This is a genomic window from Curtobacterium sp. Leaf261 (assembly GCF_001422205.1).
Taxonomy (GTDB): domain Bacteria; phylum Actinomycetota; class Actinomycetes; order Actinomycetales; family Microbacteriaceae; genus Curtobacterium.
Map to the genome: position 1 here is coordinate 380,729 of NZ_LMMJ01000001.1, position 18,576 is coordinate 399,304.

General features: G+C 72.2%; 20 protein-coding genes. 5 read left to right on the forward strand and 15 right to left on the reverse strand.

The annotated features are described in order from the left end of the window. Positions 1–17 precede the first annotated feature (17 nt). The 7 genes from ASF23_RS01655 to ASF23_RS01685 all read right to left on the reverse strand — a co-directional run bounded on the left by ASF23_RS01655 (position 18) and on the right by ASF23_RS01685 (position 5,098). Entirely contained in the window at positions 18–569 is a 552-nt protein-coding gene (locus ASF23_RS01655; protein WP_055947974.1) for a FliO/MopB family protein, read from the reverse strand. A gap of 5 nt (positions 570–574) precedes the next feature. After that, positions 575–1,288: a flagellar motor switch protein FliN gene (fliN, locus tag ASF23_RS01660; RefSeq protein ID WP_055947977.1), complete on the reverse strand. Its 714-nt coding sequence runs from the start codon at positions 1,286–1,288 to the stop codon at positions 575–577. After that, a complete protein-coding gene (locus tag ASF23_RS01665; RefSeq protein ID WP_235510735.1) occupies positions 1,288–2,223 on the reverse strand; it encodes a flagellar motor switch protein FliM in 936 nt (311 codons plus the stop codon). Before ASF23_RS01665 ends, fliN begins: the two co-directional genes overlap by 1 nt. A 113-nt stretch (positions 2,224–2,336) precedes the next feature. Beyond that, the gene (locus ASF23_RS01670; protein ID WP_156364035.1) at positions 2,337–3,353 is read right to left on the reverse strand and encodes an OmpA/MotB family protein; all 1,017 of its coding nucleotides are present in this window, start codon (positions 3,351–3,353) and stop codon (positions 2,337–2,339) included. Beyond that, entirely contained in the window at positions 3,353–4,204 is an 852-nt protein-coding gene (locus ASF23_RS01675) for a motility protein A (RefSeq protein ID WP_055949075.1), read from the reverse strand. Before ASF23_RS01675 ends, ASF23_RS01670 begins: the two co-directional genes overlap by 1 nt. Positions 4,205–4,206: 2 nt before the next feature. Then, positions 4,207–4,521 (reverse strand): flagellar FlbD family protein, encoded by a 315-nt coding sequence (locus tag ASF23_RS01680; protein ID WP_055947979.1) that lies wholly within the window; start codon positions 4,519–4,521, stop codon positions 4,207–4,209. A 133-nt stretch (positions 4,522–4,654) separates the two neighbouring features. Beyond that, positions 4,655–5,098, reverse strand: coding sequence for a hypothetical protein (locus ASF23_RS01685; RefSeq protein WP_055947983.1), 444 nt, complete (start codon positions 5,096–5,098; stop codon positions 4,655–4,657). A gap of 122 nt (positions 5,099–5,220) precedes the next feature. Here ASF23_RS01685 and ASF23_RS01690 point away from each other — a divergent pair, with 122 nt between their 5' ends. The 5 genes from ASF23_RS01690 to ASF23_RS01710 all read left to right on the forward strand — a co-directional run bounded on the left by ASF23_RS01690 (position 5,221) and on the right by ASF23_RS01710 (position 10,371). Then, positions 5,221–5,922, forward strand: a complete 702-nt coding sequence (locus ASF23_RS01690; RefSeq protein ID WP_055949078.1) for a response regulator transcription factor — start codon at positions 5,221–5,223, stop codon at positions 5,920–5,922. After that, complete coding sequence (locus tag ASF23_RS01695; RefSeq protein WP_082473703.1) at positions 5,919–7,439, forward strand: sensor histidine kinase; 1,521 nt, start codon at positions 5,919–5,921, stop codon at positions 7,437–7,439. The genes ASF23_RS01690 and ASF23_RS01695 overlap by 4 nt, the downstream gene beginning before the upstream one ends. 153 nt (positions 7,440–7,592) lie before the next feature. Further along, positions 7,593–9,050: a ferredoxin reductase family protein gene (locus ASF23_RS01700; RefSeq protein ID WP_055947988.1), complete on the forward strand. Its 1,458-nt coding sequence runs from the start codon at positions 7,593–7,595 to the stop codon at positions 9,048–9,050. Next, positions 9,047–9,619, forward strand: a complete 573-nt coding sequence (locus ASF23_RS01705; protein WP_055947991.1) for an FMN-binding protein — start codon at positions 9,047–9,049, stop codon at positions 9,617–9,619. Before ASF23_RS01700 ends, ASF23_RS01705 begins: the two co-directional genes overlap by 4 nt. Further along, positions 9,616–10,371: an FAD:protein FMN transferase gene (locus tag ASF23_RS01710; RefSeq protein WP_055947994.1), complete on the forward strand. Its 756-nt coding sequence runs from the start codon at positions 9,616–9,618 to the stop codon at positions 10,369–10,371. The genes ASF23_RS01705 and ASF23_RS01710 overlap by 4 nt, the downstream gene beginning before the upstream one ends. A 101-nt stretch (positions 10,372–10,472) precedes the next feature. On the opposite strand, the gene ASF23_RS01715 is transcribed toward ASF23_RS01710, so the two are convergent. The 8 genes from ASF23_RS01715 to fliG form a co-directional block, all read right to left on the reverse strand. After that, complete coding sequence (locus tag ASF23_RS01715; protein ID WP_055947997.1) at positions 10,473–11,648, reverse strand: flagellar hook protein FlgE; 1,176 nt, start codon at positions 11,646–11,648, stop codon at positions 10,473–10,475. 103 nt (positions 11,649–11,751) lie between these two features. Then, positions 11,752–12,192 carry a flagellar hook assembly protein FlgD gene (locus tag ASF23_RS01720; protein ID WP_055947999.1) on the reverse strand — a complete coding sequence of 147 codons (441 nt, stop codon included), beginning with the start codon at positions 12,190–12,192 and terminating at the stop codon, positions 11,752–11,754. A 299-nt stretch (positions 12,193–12,491) separates the two neighbouring features. Next, positions 12,492–14,159, reverse strand: coding sequence for a flagellar hook-length control protein FliK (locus ASF23_RS01725; protein WP_055948003.1), 1,668 nt, complete (start codon positions 14,157–14,159; stop codon positions 12,492–12,494). Positions 14,160–14,161: 2 nt separating this feature from the next. Further along, positions 14,162–15,079 carry a C40 family peptidase gene (locus tag ASF23_RS01730; protein WP_055948006.1) on the reverse strand — a complete coding sequence of 306 codons (918 nt, stop codon included), beginning with the start codon at positions 15,077–15,079 and terminating at the stop codon, positions 14,162–14,164. Next, positions 15,076–15,555: a hypothetical protein gene (locus ASF23_RS01735; RefSeq protein ID WP_055948010.1), complete on the reverse strand. Its 480-nt coding sequence runs from the start codon at positions 15,553–15,555 to the stop codon at positions 15,076–15,078. The genes ASF23_RS01730 and ASF23_RS01735 overlap by 4 nt, the downstream gene beginning before the upstream one ends. After that, positions 15,555–16,883: a FliI/YscN family ATPase gene (locus tag ASF23_RS01740; protein WP_055948013.1), complete on the reverse strand. Its 1,329-nt coding sequence runs from the start codon at positions 16,881–16,883 to the stop codon at positions 15,555–15,557. The genes ASF23_RS01735 and ASF23_RS01740 overlap by 1 nt, the downstream gene beginning before the upstream one ends. Beyond that, on the reverse strand, positions 16,880–17,557 hold the full coding sequence (locus ASF23_RS01745; RefSeq protein WP_055948017.1) for a FliH/SctL family protein: 678 nt from the start codon (positions 17,555–17,557) through the stop codon (positions 16,880–16,882). The genes ASF23_RS01740 and ASF23_RS01745 overlap by 4 nt, the downstream gene beginning before the upstream one ends. Beyond that, complete coding sequence (gene fliG, locus ASF23_RS01750) at positions 17,550–18,566, reverse strand: flagellar motor switch protein FliG (protein ID WP_442855005.1); 1,017 nt, start codon at positions 18,564–18,566, stop codon at positions 17,550–17,552. Before fliG ends, ASF23_RS01745 begins: the two co-directional genes overlap by 8 nt. Positions 18,567–18,576: the final 10 nt, after the last annotated feature.

The window sequence follows — 18,576 nt, forward strand, 5'->3', positions numbered from 1 at the left end:
GCCCAGCAGGGACGCGCTCACCCGGCGCGCCTCGAGCGGACCGCCGCGGCGGCCTGCTTCCAGGTGCCCGCGGACAGGATCGAGCCCTGCAGCTGCTGCTTCGTGGGCACCGCGGTCCGGCGGTCGCGGTTGCGGGGGCGCATGGGGAGCGGCTCCGCCGCGGGCGCGGACGGGAGGAACGGTGCGGCCTGGTGCTCGGCGGCCAGCACCGCGGAGAACGGCTGGGGCTGGGCCGCGGGCAGGACGATCGTCCCGGTGCTGGCCGTCGGCGTGATGTCGACCGGTGCGACGAGCTCCAGCTCCGGTACGGGGGTCTCGCCGGAGGACAGGACGTTGACCTGCGACTCGGTGACGCCGAGCACGAGGCGCTCCCCCTCGACGTCGACCACGACGACGCTGGCCTTGCCGCCGATGCCCTGACGAGCCACGACGGTGACGGTCGCCGCACGGTGCGCACGGGCACCCTTGCCGAGCATGCCCTTCGACAGCTTGCGCTGCAGCACCCAGAGGAGTGCGAGCACGACGCCGAGCGAGAGGGCGACACGGAGTGCGACGACCACGGTGTCCATCGGGGTCAGACCCCTTCGGCGACGTCGAGGATCTGGGTGATCCGGACGGCGTAGTCCTGGTCGACGACGACGACCTCGCCGTGCGCGATGAGCCGGCCGTTCAGCAGGACGTCGGCCGGGGCGCCGGCGGAGCGGTCGAGCTCCACCACGGCGCCGGGCTCGAGGCCGAGGACGTCGCGGACGGACATCCGGGTGTGGCCGATCTCGACGGTCAGGGTCATCTCGACGTTGTTGATGCGGCCGAGGTTGCCCGCGATCGACCCGGGCGCGTGCGCGGTCGGGAGTCCGCTGATCGCGGCGGCCTCGCGGACCCGGACGGCGAACCAGCCGGCGGGGACCCCGCCGGCGGTGAGCTCGAAGACGACGGTGGCCTGGTCGACGAAGAGCGACGCAGCGCTCTCGCGGACCGCCTCGCCGAGGACACCCGCGCCGAGCATCGCGGCGGCGGCCTCGAGCGCGGGGCGGAGGACGTCGGTCACCGCGACGAGCGACGAGTCGCTCCCACCCGCGGCGAGCACGGCGTCGACGTCGACGAGGACCACGGCGAGGTCGGCGGACAGCGCACCGACGAAGGACGCGACCACCGCGTCACCGGCGTTCGCGGCGGCGAGGCTCGCGGCGCCGGCGGGGATCGCCGTGGCGTGCAGCGGGGCCGGGGTCGGCAGCTGGCCGACGAGGGCCTCGGCAGCCGCGGTCTGGAGCGTGATCGTGGCGGTCATCAGGACCTCTCGGAGTTCGTGGTGGTGCCGGCGGGGTTGGACGTGACGACGATGCCGGCGAGACGCGAGCCGTTCGCCCCGACGGCCGCGGTGCCGATCGGCTCGCCGTCGACCGTGATGGTCAGCGGGCGGTGCTGGGCGTGCGGGAGCCGGACGAGGTCGCCGACGGCGAGCCCGAGCACGACGCTCGGGAGGACCTCGGCCGGTGCGAGCTGGAGCGACACGCCGACGGGCACCGTCGCCACCTGGGCGTCGAGGAGGTCGCGGGCGGCCGCGGCGGAGATCGTCGGGACGGCCTCGCCGAGCTGGGGCAGGAGGACCTCTGCGGGGATCGCGAGGGTGCCCGGTGCGACGCGGTCGCCGACCCGGATCGCGAACGTCGCGACGATCATCAGGTCGCCCTTCGAGGCGGCCTGGGCGAACTGGCTGTTGAACTGGAACGTGCCCACGCTGATCGGCTGCACGAGGAGCGTGCCGAGCGAGTACCGGAGGTCGTCGAGCGCGTCGTCGACGAGCTTCCGGACGAGGGCCTGCTCGATGGGCGTGAAGGTGCGGTCCGGCGTCGGCAGCGGCTTCGACGCGCCGAGCATGTGGCTGACCCACGTCAGCACGGCGTCGAGCGGGAACTGGATGACGGCCTTCGCGCCGGCGCCCTCGACCGGGAGCAGCACCATCGCGGTCAGGGGCGGCAGCGACGCGGCGTACTCGTCGTACGTCAGCATCGAGAGCTGCTCGCACGTGACCTGCGAGAGCACGCGGACCTTCGCCGTGAGCTGCGTGCCCCACTGGCGCGCGAACGTCTCGAACGCGAGCTCGAGTGCGCGCGAGTGCTCACGCGCGAGCGTCGTCGGACGACGGAAGTCGTAGACCTCGACCACACGTGCCGGCGCGACGGACGTCACGGCGTCGCTGGTCTGCACGAGGAGGTCGGTCACGAACGGCACTATCGGCCCGTCGCGGTGCCCTCGTTAGCCCTGACCCCCCTACTGGGTTCACAGCGGATTCTGATGTTCGTCCAGGCCGAGGGCGCGCCGCTGCCCGCATCCGGTCACCCGCCGCTCGCGACCCCCTCCGTCGAGGCCGGCGTCGACGCGTTCGCCGCGTCCTGTGCCGCCGCGATCTTCGGCATCAGGGCGCTGACGTCCTCGTCGGCCGCGGACAGCACCACGATGTCGACCCGGCGGTTCAACGCGAGGTCGGCGTCCGTCGTGCCGTTCGCGAGCGGGCGGCTCGACCCGAACCCGACGCCCTGGATGTGGTCCGCCGGCATCCCGCCCCGCTCCACGAGGTCGCGGAGGACGCCGGTGGCCCTCGCCGAGGACAGCTCCCAGTTCGTGGCGTACGGCGCGGTCGAGTTGCGCTGGTCGGCGTGGCCCTCGACGCTCACCTCGTGCCCGGAGTCCTTGAGCACCGGCGCGATGGCGTCCATGATCGTGCGGGCGTCGGTGGACAGGTCGGCGCTGTTCGTGCCGAAGTACGTCTCGCTCCCGACGAGTCGCACCGTGAGGCCGCGGGCGTCGAGCTGGAACTGCACGTTCGCGGTCTTGCCCTCGGCCGCGAGGTTCTTGGCGATGGCGTCCTTGATCGCCCGGAGCGAGTCGAGCTCCTTGGTGGCCTTCGCGATGTCGGTCTTGCTCGCCGCCGGGATCACGATCGACGCGGGGTCGGTCGTCGTCGTCGTGCTCGTGCTCGCCTTCTGCGCTGCACCGGCACCCGTGGAGTCGGTGCCCTCGTTGCCGCTCGCCGCCGTGGAGTGCTCGGCGTCGGTCTTCGAGACCGAGTACCCCTTGCCCGCCTTCTTGCTCACCTGGTCGGGCGGGACGATGGTGCCGGACGCGGTGTCGACCTTCTGGGACTGCGTCTGTCCGAAGCCGGTCGCGAGCGAGTTCTTCAGCGCGATGAACTTCTGCTGGTCGACGGTCGACATCGCGAACAGCACGATGAACATGCACATCAGGACGGTGATCATGTCCATGTAGGACGCCATCCAGCGCTCGTCGGGGTGTTCCCCCTCGTCGTCGTGGCCCTTGCTCCGGCTCCGGCCGCGCCCGCGTGCGCCGCTCATCAGGCGGCCAGCTGCTCGTCGAGGTCGGCGGCGCTGCCGCCCTTCTTGCCCTTGGCACCCTTGCCGTTCCCGCCGCTCTTGCCGTCGGCGTCCGGCTTGCCGAGCATGGTCGGGGGCACCATCGCGCGGAGCCGTTCGCCGAGGAGCCGAGGCTGCGAGCCCGCCTGGACCGCCAGGAGGCCCTCCATGAGGAGCGTCTGCCTGGCCACCTCGAGGTCGCTGAGCTTCTTCAGGCGCGTGCCGATCGGCAGCCACATGAAGTTCGCGCTGAGGAGGCCCCAGAGCGTCGCGACGAACGCGCTCGCGATGAGCGGCCCGAGCTCGTCCGGCTTCGACAGGTTCTCGAGCACGTGGGTCAGGGAGACCACCGTGCCGATGATGCCGACCGTCGGTGCGTACCCACCGAGGCCCATGAAGAACTTGCTCGCGGTGCGGAGCGTCGACGCGTTCGACTCGATCTCGTCCTCGAGCAGCACCCGCAGCTCCTCGCCGTCGGTGCCGTCGGCGATGTTCTGCAGCGCCTTCTTGGTGAAGGGGTCGTCGTGCTTGTCCGCCTCCTGCTCGAGTGCGAGCAGACCGTTCGACCTGGCCGTCTCGGCGAGGCCGACGACGTCGTCGATGACCTTCTGCGGCGGGATCACCTTGCCGGTGAACGCCTTGGGGAGCGAGGTGAAGTTCGAGATCGCGTCCTTCAGCGTGGTGCCGGCGATGCCGACCGCCAGGGTCGCGCCGAACACCAGGATCATGGGTGCGGGGATGATGAGACCGCCGATGGAGACGTGCTCCATCGAGATCATCGCGAAGAGCGCGCCGAACGCGAGGATGATGCCGATGATGGTTGCCGGATCCATCGTCACCACCGCCCGTCTGCATCGCGGACGTCGGCGATGTCGCGGACGTCGGCCATGGCGGACACGTGGGCGAGGACCGGCTGCGGGCCGGTGCTGTTCGACGTGGTCGTCCGGGACTCCGGCTCGCCGTAGGCGAGGGAGACGATGCGGGCGCGGTACCGGGCGATCATGTCGATGACCTCGGCCATCGACTCGGTGACGATGTACTTCGCACCGTCGACCATGATCAGCGTGGTGTCCGGAGACTCCTGGATGCGCTCCACGAGGTCTGGGTTGACAGCGAATCTGCTGTCGTTGAGTCGCGTGACGACGATCATCGGCCCGTCCTAGGTCTGGTTCCCCGCCACCATCCATGGGGCGGGAGCGCCGCTCGTCCTGAGCGGCTACGAGGGACTATCGGCCGGAGCCCCCGCACCGTTAGGCCCTGACGCACGATCGCGTGCCGGTGTCTCAGCGTCGACGCAGCGCGGCGCTCCGCACGGACAGCCACACGGCGAGGCCGTAGATCACGAACGCGAGCACGACGTGGAACGGGGTGACCCAGTCCATGTGCAGCGTCGTGATGGCGTGCCCGAGGAGCCACTGCACGACGGCGCCGACGAAGAGCAGGCCGGCCATGATCGCCGTGCCCCGGGCGTTCAGACGGGCGAACGCGACGATCGCGGCGAGCAGCGCGAACACCATGATCGGGTAGGCGAGCAACCCGTGCACGTCGGTCCACACCTCGCGCGCGCCGTTCGGCAGGCCCTCGGTGATGAACTCCCCCGCGGTGAGCGACTGCAGGAAGATGAACAGCACGGTGATCCCGACGGCGATCGCGAAGAGGCGTCGCGCTCCGTCCGGGGTGGCACTCGGTCGGCGATCGGCGGTCGTGGACGGTGTCGAAGCAGTCATGTTCGGAACGCTAGGCGCATCGCTGCGCCCCGCACCGGCAGCGATCACTCGAGACCTCACACGTTCGCCCGACGCGACCCGAACGCTCCGGCGCAGCGGGCCGATGGTGTTGAGTGGTCGACATGGCGCACATCCTCGTCGTGGAGGACGACCACGAGATGGGCTCGCTCGTCGAGGCGGGGCTGGCCGGCGAGGGCCACACCGTGACGCTCGTCCACGACGGTGTCGCGGCGCTCGTCGCGGTGTCGCACGACACGTTCGACGTCGCCGCGATCGACGTGATGCTGCCGGAGATGACCGGGTTCGAGGTCTGTCGCCGGATCCGGGAGATGGGCGGAGACTTCCCGGTCATCCTCGTGACGGCGCGCGATGCCGTCGACGACCGGGTGTTCGGCCTCGACTCCGGCGCCGACGACTACCTGACGAAGCCGTTCGCGATCGCCGAGCTGAACGCCCGGATCCGCGCGCACCTCCGGCGGCAGGCGACCGGCGGGTCCACGACCGTGCAGTTCGGCGTCGTCCGACTCGACACCATCGCGGTCAGGGCGACGGTGCTCGGCCGTGACCTCCCGCTCAGCGTCAAGGAGTTCTCGCTCCTCCGCTTCCTCATCCAGGGTGCGCCCGAGGTCCGGTCGCGCACGGCGATCCTCGACGACGTCTGGGGGTCCTCGGAACACTTCGACCCGACCATCGTCGACCAGTACGTGAGCTACGTGCGGCGGAAGCTCTCGGCGGCGGACGCGGACGTCGCGATCGTCACGGTGCGCGGAGTCGGCTACCGACTGGAGGCCCGGGTACGGTCCGAGCGGACGGCCGGTCCGTGAGAGCGGTGCGGTCGTTCTCGATCCGCACCAGGATCACGCTCGGCAGCCTGCTCATCGGTGCCCTCGTGCTCGCGGTGGTCGCGGTCGTGCTCCACCTCCAGATCCGTGCCGAGACGCGGAGCACGGAGGTCTCACTCGCGACGAGCGACATCGCCCCGTTCCTCGCCGACCTCCGGAACAACCCCGACGAACAGCCGGACGCGCCCTCCGCCGGCGTGCTCGTCGCCGTGCAGAGCCCCGACGGGTCCTTCCTCATCGACACCCTCCCGCACGACGTCACGAGGGGACTCCCTGGCTCGATCGGACCGGACGGGTCGGGGTCGAGGTCCGGGAACGGCTCCGGGTCCGAGCAGCACCGCGACGAGCCCGGCGACGGGCCCGTCACCCGGAACCCGGAGGGCGGGCCCGCGGACGGCATCCCCGTCGGACTGTCCACCACCGACGGCCGCACGACGTACCGGACGCAGGCGGACGGCGCCGTCTTCAGCGTCGTCGGCGAACAGGTGTCGACCGCGGAGGGCACGTTCCGGGTGTGGGCCGCCCGGAACGGTGCCGCGGGTGAGCTCACCCTCGCGGCCGTCGATCGGTCGCTCGTCATCGGCACCGTCCTCGCACTCCTGGCGTTCGCCGGGTCTGCCTGGCTCCTGACGTCCCTCGCGCTCCGCCCGGTCGCGCGGATGCGACGTGCGGCGGAGGACCTCAGCACGGGCGCCGCCGACGGCGACCTGCCCGTGGGCCGGACCGACGACGAGATCGCCGACCTCGCGACGACACTCAACGCGTTCCTGCAGCGGCAGCGTGCCAGCGCCGAACACGAGCGTCGCATGGTGTCGGACGCCAGCCACGAGCTCCGGACCCCGCTCGCGGTGCTGACGAACCGGCTCGAGCTCGCGCACCGGTCGTTCGGCGACGCCGAGGCACTCGAGCGGGACGTCCGCGCCGTCGAGGCGGACGTGCATCGCCTCACCGCCCTGACCGCGACCCTCCTGGAGCTGTCGCGGCTCGACGAGACCGCACGGAGTCCGCAGGGCGCCGCCCTGGTCGAGACCACCGCCGCGACAGAGCTCGTCTCAGAGCTGATGGCGGCGATCGACCGCGGACGGGCCGGGACCGCGGGTGCCGAGGTCAGCGTGGACTTCGACCTCGCCGTCCCGGAGCATGACGCGGCCTACGCGGTGTCCGCGCCGGCGTTCGGACGGATCGTGGACAACCTCGTGACGAACGCGACCACGTTCAGCCCCGAGGGCGGATCGGTCCGTGTGCACCTGTCACAGCGCGAGGACGCAGCACTCGTCCTGACGGTCGCCGACGACGGGCCGGGTGTCCCCGAGGCATTCCTGCCGGTCGCGTTCGACCGGTTCACCCGGGCGGACGAGTCGCGGCGGCGGGTCCGCGGTGGGAGCGGGCTCGGCCTGTCGCTCGTCCGGGCGATCGCCACGAGCGCGGGCGGCAGCACCGGACTCGCCAACGCCCCGGACGGCGGCGCCATCGCGACGGTGGTGCTCCCCCGCACCTGACCCCGGCACCTGTCCGGGTGCGGGGGTCGATCGCGTGAGATCTCGAACGAAACCACCGCCCCGTTCGATGCTTCTCCAAAGGACGGCTCGCGATGCTGTGACTCCACTGATCGAGAGCCGAGTGCTCTCGACCCCGTCCGAGAGGAGCGCGTGATGACCGACCAGATCACCCGCCCACTGCACCGACCTGCTCCACCGGCACCGCGCCTCCCGTCCGCACCGGCGGAGTCGCTCGAGCGCGCCGCAGCGCGACGTCGACGCGACCACCGGCGGCGCTCGGCGGCATCGGACGCCCTCGGCGTGCTCGCCTGGGCGTCCGCCGCCATGGCGGTCGCCCTGTACCTGGCGTCCCCCGGATCGCACGCCGTCTCGGGCATCGCCGGCTGGCTCACCGCGGCGGGGATCGTCGCCGGCCTCGTCGCGACGGACCTCTGTCTCGTGATGATCGTCCTCGCGGCGCGCGTCCCGCTCATCGACCGGGTGTTCGGCAGCGACAACGCCATCGCCCAGCACCGGTCGCTCGGCAAGCCGGTGCTGTACCTGCTCCTCGCACACGCTGCCCTGCTGACGCTCGGCTACGGCCTGTCGGACCGGACGAACCCGGTGGCGGAGACGATCTCGCTGTTCACGAGCGGTTCGGACATGGTGCTCGCGTACGTGTCGCTCGGGCTGTTCCTCGCGGTCGTCGTGACGAGCGTGGTGTCGGTCCGCCGGCACTTCGCCTACGAGGCCTGGCACGTCATCCACCTCCTCAGCTACGTCGCCGTCGGTGTCGCACTCCCGCACATGCTGAGCGTCGGGAGCGTCCTCGGGGCCGGCACCTGGCAGCGCGGCTACTGGATCGGGCTGTACGCCCTGTCGCTCGGCCTGATCGCGCTGTACCGGTTCGTGATGCCCGTCGTCGTCACCATGCGGCACCGGATCCGGGTCCTCGCCGTCGAGCAGATCGCCCCCGGTGTCGTCTCCATCCACCTCGCCGGGACCGACCTCGACCGGCTCGGCGTCCGCGGTGGACAGTACGGGGTGTGGCGCTTCTGGACCGCACGGACCTGGTACCACGCGCACCCGGTCTCGTTCTCCGCCGTCCCGACGAGTCGTGGTGCCCGGATCACGGTGCGCGACCTCGGCGCCGGGTCCGCTCGGCTCGGGCGCATCCGCCCCGGGGCGTTCGTCTCGCTCGAGGGTCCGTACGGCCTGTTCACCACGACGGCAAGGACCGCCCCGTACCTGGCGCTCGTGGCGTCCGGGATCGGCGTGACACCCGTCCGGTCGCTCCTCGAGGACACCGACCTCCGCCCCGGCGAGGCGACCGTGGTCCTCCGCGGCTCGGACGCCGACCAGCAGTACCTGTGGAACGAGGTCGCCGAGCTCGCCGGCAGGAGCGGGAGCGCGCTCTACGCCATGGTCGGGCCCCGCGCTCGGAGCCGGGAGAGCTGGCTCACCGAGGAGGACCTCCGCCGCGGTGTCTCGCTCCGGACCGCCTTCCCGCACCTGCTGCAGTCCGACCTCTACGTCTGCGGGCCGCGCGCGTGGAGCGACCTCGTGGTCGAGGAGGCCCGCCGCTCCGGCGTCCCGGAGCACCAGATCCGCCAGGAACGGTTCGAGTCATGAAGCCACGCATCGTGGTCGGCGGGGTGCTGTCCTCCGTCGCGCTGCTCACCATCGGATGGCAGCTCGGGGTGCAGCCCGCGATCACCGCGGCGCCGGGCACCGGCACCGGCACGTCCGGCACGTCCGGCACGTCCGGTACGTCCGGCACGACGGGGACCGGGACGGGAGGCACGACCAGCGGCTCCGGGACGGCCTCCGGGTCCGGCGACTCCGGGTCCGGCACCTCCGCGTCCGGCAACTCTGCATCCGGCACGAGTGGCTCAGGAACGTCCGGCTCGGCGGCGTCCGGTGTCTCGGGCACGTTCGACGGCACGGCGACGCAGACCCGCTACGGCCCCGTCCAGGTCGAGATCGTCGTCGCAAACGGCACCATCACCGACGTCACGGCACTCCAGCTCACCGACCACGACGGTCGATCGGTCGCGATCAGCAACCAGGCCGCCCCGGTCCTCCGGCAGGAGGCACTCGCGGCCCAGTCGGCGAACATCCAGTCGGTGTCCGGCGCGACCTACACGAGCGACGGCTACACGACCTCGCTGCAGTCCGCGATCGACAAGGCCGGGCTGTGACCGTCCACACGTTCGGCACGATGGGCACCGTCGCGAGCCTCCGATTCGCGACCGACACGCTGTCCCCGGCCGACATCGCGGAGGTCGAGGCGGTGTTCACGGCACACGACCGCACGTACAGCCTCTGGGACGAGCGGAGCCCGCTCAGTGCCGTGGCGCGCGGGGACCTCCGTCTCGTGGACACCGACCCGGCGATCCGCGAGGTGTACGGTCTCGCGATCGACTGGCGACAGCGCACCGACGGCGCGTTCACCCCGCACCGCCCGGACGGTGTCGTCGACCTGTCGGGCGTGGTGAAGGCCCTCGCGATGCGTGACGCCGGGGACGTCCTCGACCGCGCGAGTGACGCGTGGCTCCTGACCGTCGGCGGTGACGTGCTCGCGCGCGGTGCGCACGCGGACGAGGGGTCGTGGACGGTGGGCGTCGTCGATCCGGACCGGCGGGATGCACTCGCTGCGTCCCTCCAGATCGGATCCCCTCGGCGCGCACTCGCGACCTCCGGGATCGCCGAGCGGGGCGAGCACATCTGGGTCCGCGGCGCGGAGACGTTCGCGCAGGTGACCGTCGCCGCGGACGACATCGTGACGGCCGACGTCCTGGCGACCGCGGTCATGGCCGGCGACCAGGCCGATCTGAACCGGATCACCGCGTCGTTCGCGGTCGACGTCCTGGCGTTCGGCCGTGACGGGTCGTGCGTCGCGACCCCCGGTGCCCGTCCGTGGCTCGCGCCCACGACCGTCCGCGCCGAATGAGACGTGCCCAACTGTCGGGTCCCGAGGACCAGGCGACAGTTGGGCACTTCTCGACGACGCGCGAACCCGAGCCCGAGCCCGAGCCCGAGCCCCAGCGCGCGCTAGCGCTTCAGGTTCGTCAGCTCCTGCAGGACCTCGTCCGACGTGGTGATGATGCGCGCGTTCGCCTGGAAGCCGCGCTGCGCGACGATCAGGTTCGTGAACTCCTGCGACAGGTCGACGTTCGACATCTCGAGCGTGCCGGACGCCAGCGAGCCGACACCGGCCGACCCGGGGATCCCGACCGACGCGTTCCCCGAGTTCGCGGTCGAGCGGTACCCGGAGTTGCCGGTCTTCTCGAGGCCGGCGGGGTTGGCGAACGTCGCCAGCGCGATGCGGCCGACGGCGAGCGACGAGCCGTTCGAGAACTGCCCGACGAGCGTGCCGTCCTTGGAGAGCGAGAACCCCTGGAGGGTCCCGGCCTCGTGCCCGTTCTGCGACACGATCGAGGCGGTGGACAGGGTCGCGAACCCGGTCAGCTGCGACATGTCCGCCGTGATGTTGCCGACCTTCAGCGAGCCGCCCGAGCTGATCTTGCCGTCGGCACCGAACGTGATGCTCGCGGACGCGCCCTTGCCGGAGCCGTCGGCGGCGGTGACGTCCCACCCGGCGTCCGTCTTCTTGTAGGAGAGCGTCATGGTGTGCTTCGTGCCGTAGGCGTCGTACACGTCGCTGTCGCGGGAGATGACCTGCCCGACGGCGGTGTCGGAGGGCAGGTTCCCGGCGACCGTCGCGGAGGTCGTGGCGGTCGCGGGCGCCGCGGCGTTCAGCGGGAGCGAGATGTCGCCGAGCCCGCCGCCGTCGTTGACGACACCGTTCGTGGCGGAGTAGCCCTGGACGATCTTGCCGTCCGGGGTGACGAGCCGACCGTTGGCGTCGAAGTCGAACGACCCGGCGCGCGTGTACACGGTGTCGTTGCCCTGCCTGGTGACGAAGAACCCGTCGCCGGAGATCATCAGGTCGGTGGCCTTGCCCGTCGCCTGCGCGGAACCCTGCGAGAAGTTCGTGGACACACCGGCGACCTGGACGCCGAGGCCGATCTGCGCGGGGTTCGTCCCACCGATGCCGGTCTGCGGGCCGCCGGCGCCCTGGGTCATCTGCGACAGGGTGTCCTGGAACACGGTCGTCGAGGCCTTGAAGCCCGCGGTGTTCACGTTGGCGATGTTGTTGCCCGTGACGTCGAGCATCTCCTGGTGGGAGCGGAGTCCGGAGATCCCGGAGTAGAGCGAGCGGAGCATGGATGCAGCCTTTCGTGGTGTGCGAAGGAAGGAGATCCGCGGCGCATCCGTGCTGTGCGGGAGAGAACGAGCCCGGCCGTCCTGGCCGGGGCTGGGTGAGCGACTACTTCGGGGCGGTGACGGTCGACAGACCGGAGATGACGTCCAGGTCGACCTCCTTCCCGTTCACGGTGACGGTGGGCACGCTCTTCGCGTACGACACGGCGGTGGCGGTCCCGGTGACGGCCGTGCCGCTCGCGGCGTCCGTGTACGAGACCTGCTTGCCGACGAGGTTCGCCGCGGCCATGCGCATCTGCAGCGAGAAGCCCTCGTTCGCGGTCGTGGTCTGGTTCGAGACCTGCTCCATCATCGCGAGCTGCGTCTGCTGGCCGATCATCGCGTTCGTGTCCATCGGGCTCGACGGGTCCTGGTTCTGCAGCTGCGTCACGAGGAGCTTCAGGAAGACCTTGGAGTCCATCGTCTGCGACGACGAGGTCTTGTTGGCCGCGAGGGCGGCGGCCTGCGTGGCCGCGTCCACCGAGCCGGTGATGCCGTCGAGTGGCATGGGGGTCCTTGTCTGCGTCGGTCGGTCGGTCGGTGAGGTTCGGCGGGTGGTGCGGCCCGCGGGTGGTGCGGATGGTGCGGTGGAGCGGTGGTGCGGGTGGAGCGGCGGTGCGGATGGTACCCCCGCACCGGACTGGAGGGACTGCTGCTGTCGGGACTATCGGCCACCGTCAGCAGGCGGTCAGGTCCGGCGGACCCCCGGGTCGGGGGACGTCGCGCGCATCGCACCGCCGTCCGGACGCGGCACCGCTCTCGAGCGCGGTGTCTCGGCCGGAGGGCGGTGTGCTGCGTGGCGAGTGGTCATGCGAGCACGTCCAGCCCTGCCGACTCGTGCGTCCGCACGGCTGTCGCCGACGGGGCGGAGGGGTGGCGGGCCTCCCGTCCGGTGTCGCCAGGCCGGACCGGCGTCGCCTGCCGCGGCAGATCGTGTCCGTCGGCGGAGGGCTGGTTCTGGCTCGACAGGTCGAGAGTGGTGCTGATCCCGGCCTGGCCCATGTCGCGGCGGAGGTCCGGGAGGACGGCGCGGACGGCCTCGCGTCCGGCGTCCGACGCGGCGAACATCTCGACGTGCATGCCCTGGGCGCTGACGTGCGCGCGGACGGTGACCTGTCCGAGGCTCTCGGGGATCACCGTGACCGTGACGACGTGGTTGCCGTGGCCGGCGTTCGCGAGGGTGAAGAGCGGGCGGGCGAGCTGCTGGGGCAGGGGCTGCGGCTGCTGTGTGGCCGCGGGTTGCGCCGTGGTCGAGGGTGTCGCCGACACCGCGGGGCCGACCGTCGCCGCGCCCGGGACGGTCACGGGCATGACCGTCTGGGCGTCGGGGGCGGACTGCTGGCCGGGGTCGACCGCCGTGGTGGGGACGGTCGGGTGCGGCGTGCCGGAGGTCGGCTCCGCGGTGCGGATCTGGGGGGTCGGGGTGGCCGGGGCTGGCACGGCGGTCGTCGCGGCAGCGGTCGTCGCGGCGGCAGCGGCTGCGGGTCCGGCCGGTGCGGTGGCGGCGGCGGCGGCTTGCCCGACTGCGGTCTGGGGCTGCGCGGCGGACGCGGTGCCGGCCGGGCCCCCGGCGGAGGTGGCGGCGGTGGCCGTGTTCGTCTGCGCGCCGGCGGCGGGAGCCGCGGGTGCGGCGGCCGCGACCCCGGGGGCGGCTGCGGCTGCGGCTGCGGTGACGAAGGACGTGCCCGTCGGGGCGATCGGCGTGCTGGTCGGGACACCGGCGGTGGGGACGCCGGCCGTCGCGGCTGCAGCGGGTGCGGCGGCAGCAGCCGTCGCGGCGGCGGGTATGGCGGTCCCAGTGGTCGAGGATGCCGGAACGAGGAGTGCAGCCGCGCTCGGACCCGTGTTCCGCGCAGACTCGACGGTCGGCGAGGCGGTGGGGCCGGCTGCGGGGACGGTCGCCGGGCGTGCCGTCGAGGCTGCGACGCCGAGGGCGCTCAGTGCCCCGGTGCCGGACGGTGGTGCGTCCTCGGCAGCGGTTGCTCCTCCCCCGGCCGGGGTCGTGGCCGGGGCCGTGGCCGTGGCCGTCGCCAGGGTTCCGGCTGCCGCGAGGACGGCGCTCATCGAGACTGCAGAGACCTGGGGTGCGGGCGTGCCAGCACTGCTGGTCGTCGCATTCTCGTCGGGGGTCGGGGCGACGGTCTGAGCTCCTGGGACGAGTCCGGCCAGCGCGGCGGCGTCGACCGGAGTCCCCGCGGCTGCGGCTGTGCCCGTGACAGCCGTCGTGCCCGCCGTGGAATGCTCCGCCGTCGACGTTCCCGCTGCGCCCGCGGTGTGGTCGTCGTCGGACCGGGTGACCGAGGCTCGGACCCCCGGACGTGTGGGACCGGGGTGGCGACGGTCGGAGCCGTGGCCGTGGTCGTCGCGGGAGACGGCGGTCATCGCAGCGCCGAAGCCCTTCGCACCGTCGGCGGAGGTCGGAGCGTGCGAGGAACCGGACGGCGCAGCGGGGGTGGTCGTGGGGGCGATGATCATGCTCACGTGAGCGAGCCTCCGTTCATGAGCGCCTGGAGCGCTGCGGACTGCAGGTTCGTGGTGGAGCCGGTGGCCCCGGACAGACTCGACAGGCCGGACAGACCCGACAGGCCGGAGAGACCCGACAGGCCGGACAGACTCGAGAGGCCAGACAGACTCGAGACACCGGACAGGCTCGACAGACCCGACATGCCCGACAGGCCGGACAGGTCAGAGAGCGACGACGCCGTGCTCGCGCGTGCGGCGGTGGCGGCGCTGGCAGCGGCGGACGCTGCCGAGGCGGCGGACCGCGCGGCGTCGGCCCCCGACGGCACGATGCGCCGGATGGTCGCCAGGTCGGAGTCCTTGTACCAGTTGTCGACGATCCGGACGTCCTTGCCCGGGTGCGGTGCGTGCAGGACCTTGCCGTTCCCGACGTAGATGACGACGTGACCCTCGCCCTTCGGGATGATGAGGTCGCCCGGCTGCGCATCGGCGAGCGACGGCACGGCAACGCCCATCTTCGCCTGGTCGGGCACGACCCGGGGCATGCTCACCCCGAGGTCCTTGAAGACCGTCTGCACGAGCCCGGAGCAGTCCATGCCGGATCGGGTCGTCCCGCCGAAGACGTACGGCACCCCGAGGTACTTCTTGGCGTCCGCGACGACATCGTCGCCGGTCTTGCCGGAGCCTGTGGCCACCGACCCCTTCGCGGCGTCGACCGAGGTCGTCGTCGCGGTCGAACTCGTCCCCGTCCCTCCGGCTGCCGTTCCGGTGGCGGTCCCGCTGCCGGTCCCGGTGGTGTCCGCCGTCGCGAGGGCGTCCGCGAACGCACTCGACGCTGCGGTGGACGACGCGCTCGACGACGACAGTCCACCCTGCAACGACTGGATCTGCGTCTGGATCTCCTGGATGCGGGCCATCACCGCGTCGACGCTCATCGCCGCACCTCGTCCAGGTCCGAGGACACGGCACGGTCCGAGGACCCGGCCCGGCCCGCAGACCCGGCCCGGTGCTGCGTCGCCGCGATCTCGTCGAGCACGACCTGCTCGCTCCGGAGGTCCTCCGCCGCGACGCGGACCCCGTGCGCACCCTCGAGCTTCTCGAGCCCGAGCGCCGACCGCCGCGCGTCGTTGTAGGCCGTCTGCGCCGCCTCCGCAGCGTGTCGACGGTTCCGGGCGACGGCGTCGAGCTCCTCGAGCATCCCCCTGGTGCACGCCCGAGCCGCGGCGACGGCACTGAGCATCGTCGCGTCCGTGATCTCGACGGGCCCGTCCGACAGGGTCCGACGCGCGGCGATGCGTGCGTCGGCGGCATCGCGCATCCGGTCGTTCGCCGCGGCGAGGGCGGCTCCGGCCTGGTCCTGCTGGGCGTGCCGCAGCCGGAGCAGTCCGGCGAGCGGGAAGTTCCTGGCCATCAGCGCACTCCGAACATGTCAGCGAGGGACTGCAGGCGGAGCCAGGAGTCCGCGGCGGTGGCGCGCTCCCCCATGCTCTGCTGCAGGAACTGGTCGATCGCGTCCTGGTGGTCGACGGCGGCGTCGACGAGCGGGTTCGTGCCCCGCTGGTAGGCCCCGACGTCGAGCAGGTCCTGCGCGGCCTTCCGCGCGGCCATGACCTTGCGGAGCAGGACCGCGGACGACCGCTGTGCGTCGCTCGTCACCTTCGAGGCCACGCGGGACACGGACCCGAGGGCGTCCACCGACGGGAAGTGCCCGGTGATCGCGAGCCGACGGTCGAGCACGACGTGCCCGTCGAGGATGCTCCGTGCGGCATCGGCGATCGGCTCGTTGTGGTCGTCGCCGTCCACGAGGACCGTGTACAGCCCGGTGATGCTCCCGACCCGGTCCGTCCCGGCACGCTCGAGCAGCCCGGCGAGCACCGAGAACGTCGACGGCGGGTAGCCCCTGGTCGCCGGGGGTTCCCCGACCGAGAGTCCGATCTCGCGCTGCGCCATGGCGACGCGGGTGAGCGAGTCCATCATGAGCACGACGTCCTGCCCGGCGTCCCGGAACGACTCGGCGATCCGGGTGGCGACGAAGGCTGCTCGGAGTCGCATGAGCGCGGGCTCGTCGGAGGTCGACACGACGACGATCGAGCGTGCCAGTCCCTCGGCACCGAGGTCGTCCTCGAGGAACTCCCGGACCTCGCGGCCACGCTCCCCGACGAGGGCGATGACGTTCACCGCGGCGGAGGACCCCCGCGCGATCATCGACAGCAGCGAGGACTTGCCGACACCGGAGCCGGCGAACAGGCCCATGCGCTGCCCCCTGCCGACCGTGGTGAGCGTGTCGAGCACCCGGACCCCGAGCTGCAGCGGGGTGTCGATCCGCGCGCGGTGCATGGCGGACGGGGTGTCGTGGTCGAGCGGCACGAGGCCGTCGGAGTCGAGCGGACCGCGGCCGTCGATCGGCCGTCCCAGCCCGTCGAGGACCCGGCCGAACAGACCGGCACCGGTCGGGACGAGCACCGGTCGGCCGGTCGGTCGTGCGGGCATCCCGGCGGTGATGCCGGTGAGCCGACCGAGGGGCATGCAGCGGATCCCGGTGGTGTCGGTGGCGACCACCTCGACGAGCGACGAACCGGCGGTGCCGTGTGCCCCGACCTCGACGACCTCGCCGATGGCGCAGTCGAGTCCGGCGATCGTCACGCCGAGCCCGACGACGCTCGACACGACGCCGACGCGCTGGGGGCGGGCGGCGAGCAGTGCGTCCGCGAACGCGGGATGCTCCAGCAGCGTGCTCATGCCGTCACCAGCGCCGTCCGTGCCCGGTCGAGCGCGGTCGCGATGCGAGCGTCGAGCAGCCCGTTCTGCAGGTCGACGACGGCGTCGCCGTCACGGAGCGCCCCGTCCACGAGGACGGGCAGACCGAGGTCGACGCCGGCGACGGCTGCGGCGTCCGCCGGACTCAGCCGGATCGAGACGGCGACGGTGCGGTCGACGGACGCGAGCGCCCGCTCGACGGTGGCGTGTGCGCCGGACGTGCTCCGCTCCTCCAGTCCGTCACCGGACACACGGTCCGACGGATGGCCGGCAGTCGGACGGGAGGCCCGGATCTCGTACCCGACGACGGCCTCCGCGAGCTGCAGCGCAGCTTCGACGAGGGTCCCCTCGGCGTCCTCGAGGACGGGGGTGAGTCGTGCGTCGAACGCCGCGGTGGCCGCGGTCAACGCTCGGAGGGCCGCAGCGTGCCGGAGCTCGAGCTGCTCGGCGCGGGCGGCGTACGCGGTCTCGGCGTCCAGGCGACGGTCCTCGGCGACGAGGTCGGCGGCACGGAGTCCGGCCGCGTACCCGGCGGCGTGCCCCCGGGCCTCGATCTGCGCGGCCCGTGCAAGGGCGTCGGCGTCGGCCGGTGCGCCGATGACGGGGTAGGTGATGCGCGCGTAGGCCGGGGTCTCGCGCAGCTGCGTCTCACTCAACGAAGTCGTCCTCCTCGGCGCGGTGCATGGTGATGACGCCCTGCGCCTCGAGCTCGCGGATGGCACGGACGACCTCGGCGCGGGCCTCCTCGACCTGCGACATCCGGACCGGGCCCATGTTCGTCAACTCGTCGTCGAGCAGGTCGCGGTTCCGCTCGGACACGTTCGCGCGGATCGTCTCGGTGACGGATGCGTCAGCGCCCTTCATGGCGGTCGCGAGGAGCTTGGAGTCGATGCCGCGGAGCACCTGCTGGATGTCGCGCCCCTCGAGCTTGACGATGTCGGCGAAGGTCAGCATGCGTGAGCGGATGTCCTCGGCGAGTTCCGGGTCCCGGGCCTCGAGCTGGTCGAGCAGTGCGCGCTCGGTGGCGACGTCGGAGCGGTTGATGATGTCGACGAGCGGCGCGATGCCCCCGACGACCTCGACGGTCTCGCGCGGGGCGACGACGGCGCCGGCCCGGACCTTGAGCGTCGTGGCGACGATGCCGATCGCCTCCGGGGTCGCGGTGCCCATCGTGGCGAACGACTGCGCGACGTCGGTCCGGACGTCCTCGTCGATCCCGGCGAGCACGGCGGACGCCTGCGCGGGCTTCAGGTGTGCGAGCACGAGCGCGATCGTCTGCGGGAGTTCGCCGTCGAGCAGCGCGAGGACCTGGCCCGGCTCGGCCTCGTCGAGGAACTCGAAGGACTTGCCGGCCATGGTCGACGCGAGACGGTCCATCACCCCGGCCGCCTTCTCGGAACCGAACGACGCCTCGAGCAGGCCGATGGCGGCGTCACGGCCGCCGCGCTTCTGGACGCGCCCGGTCATGCTCATCCGGTGGAACTCGGTCATCGTGCGGTCGGCGACGCTCTGGTCGACCCGTCGCATCCGGACGATCTCGGCGGTGATCTCCTCGGCCTCGAGCTCGCTGAACTGCTTCATGACCTCGGCGGCACGCGCGGTCTCCATCTGCATGAGGATGACGGCGACCTTCTGCGCGCCGCTCAGCGGCACGGCGGGGTTCACGCCCGGTCCG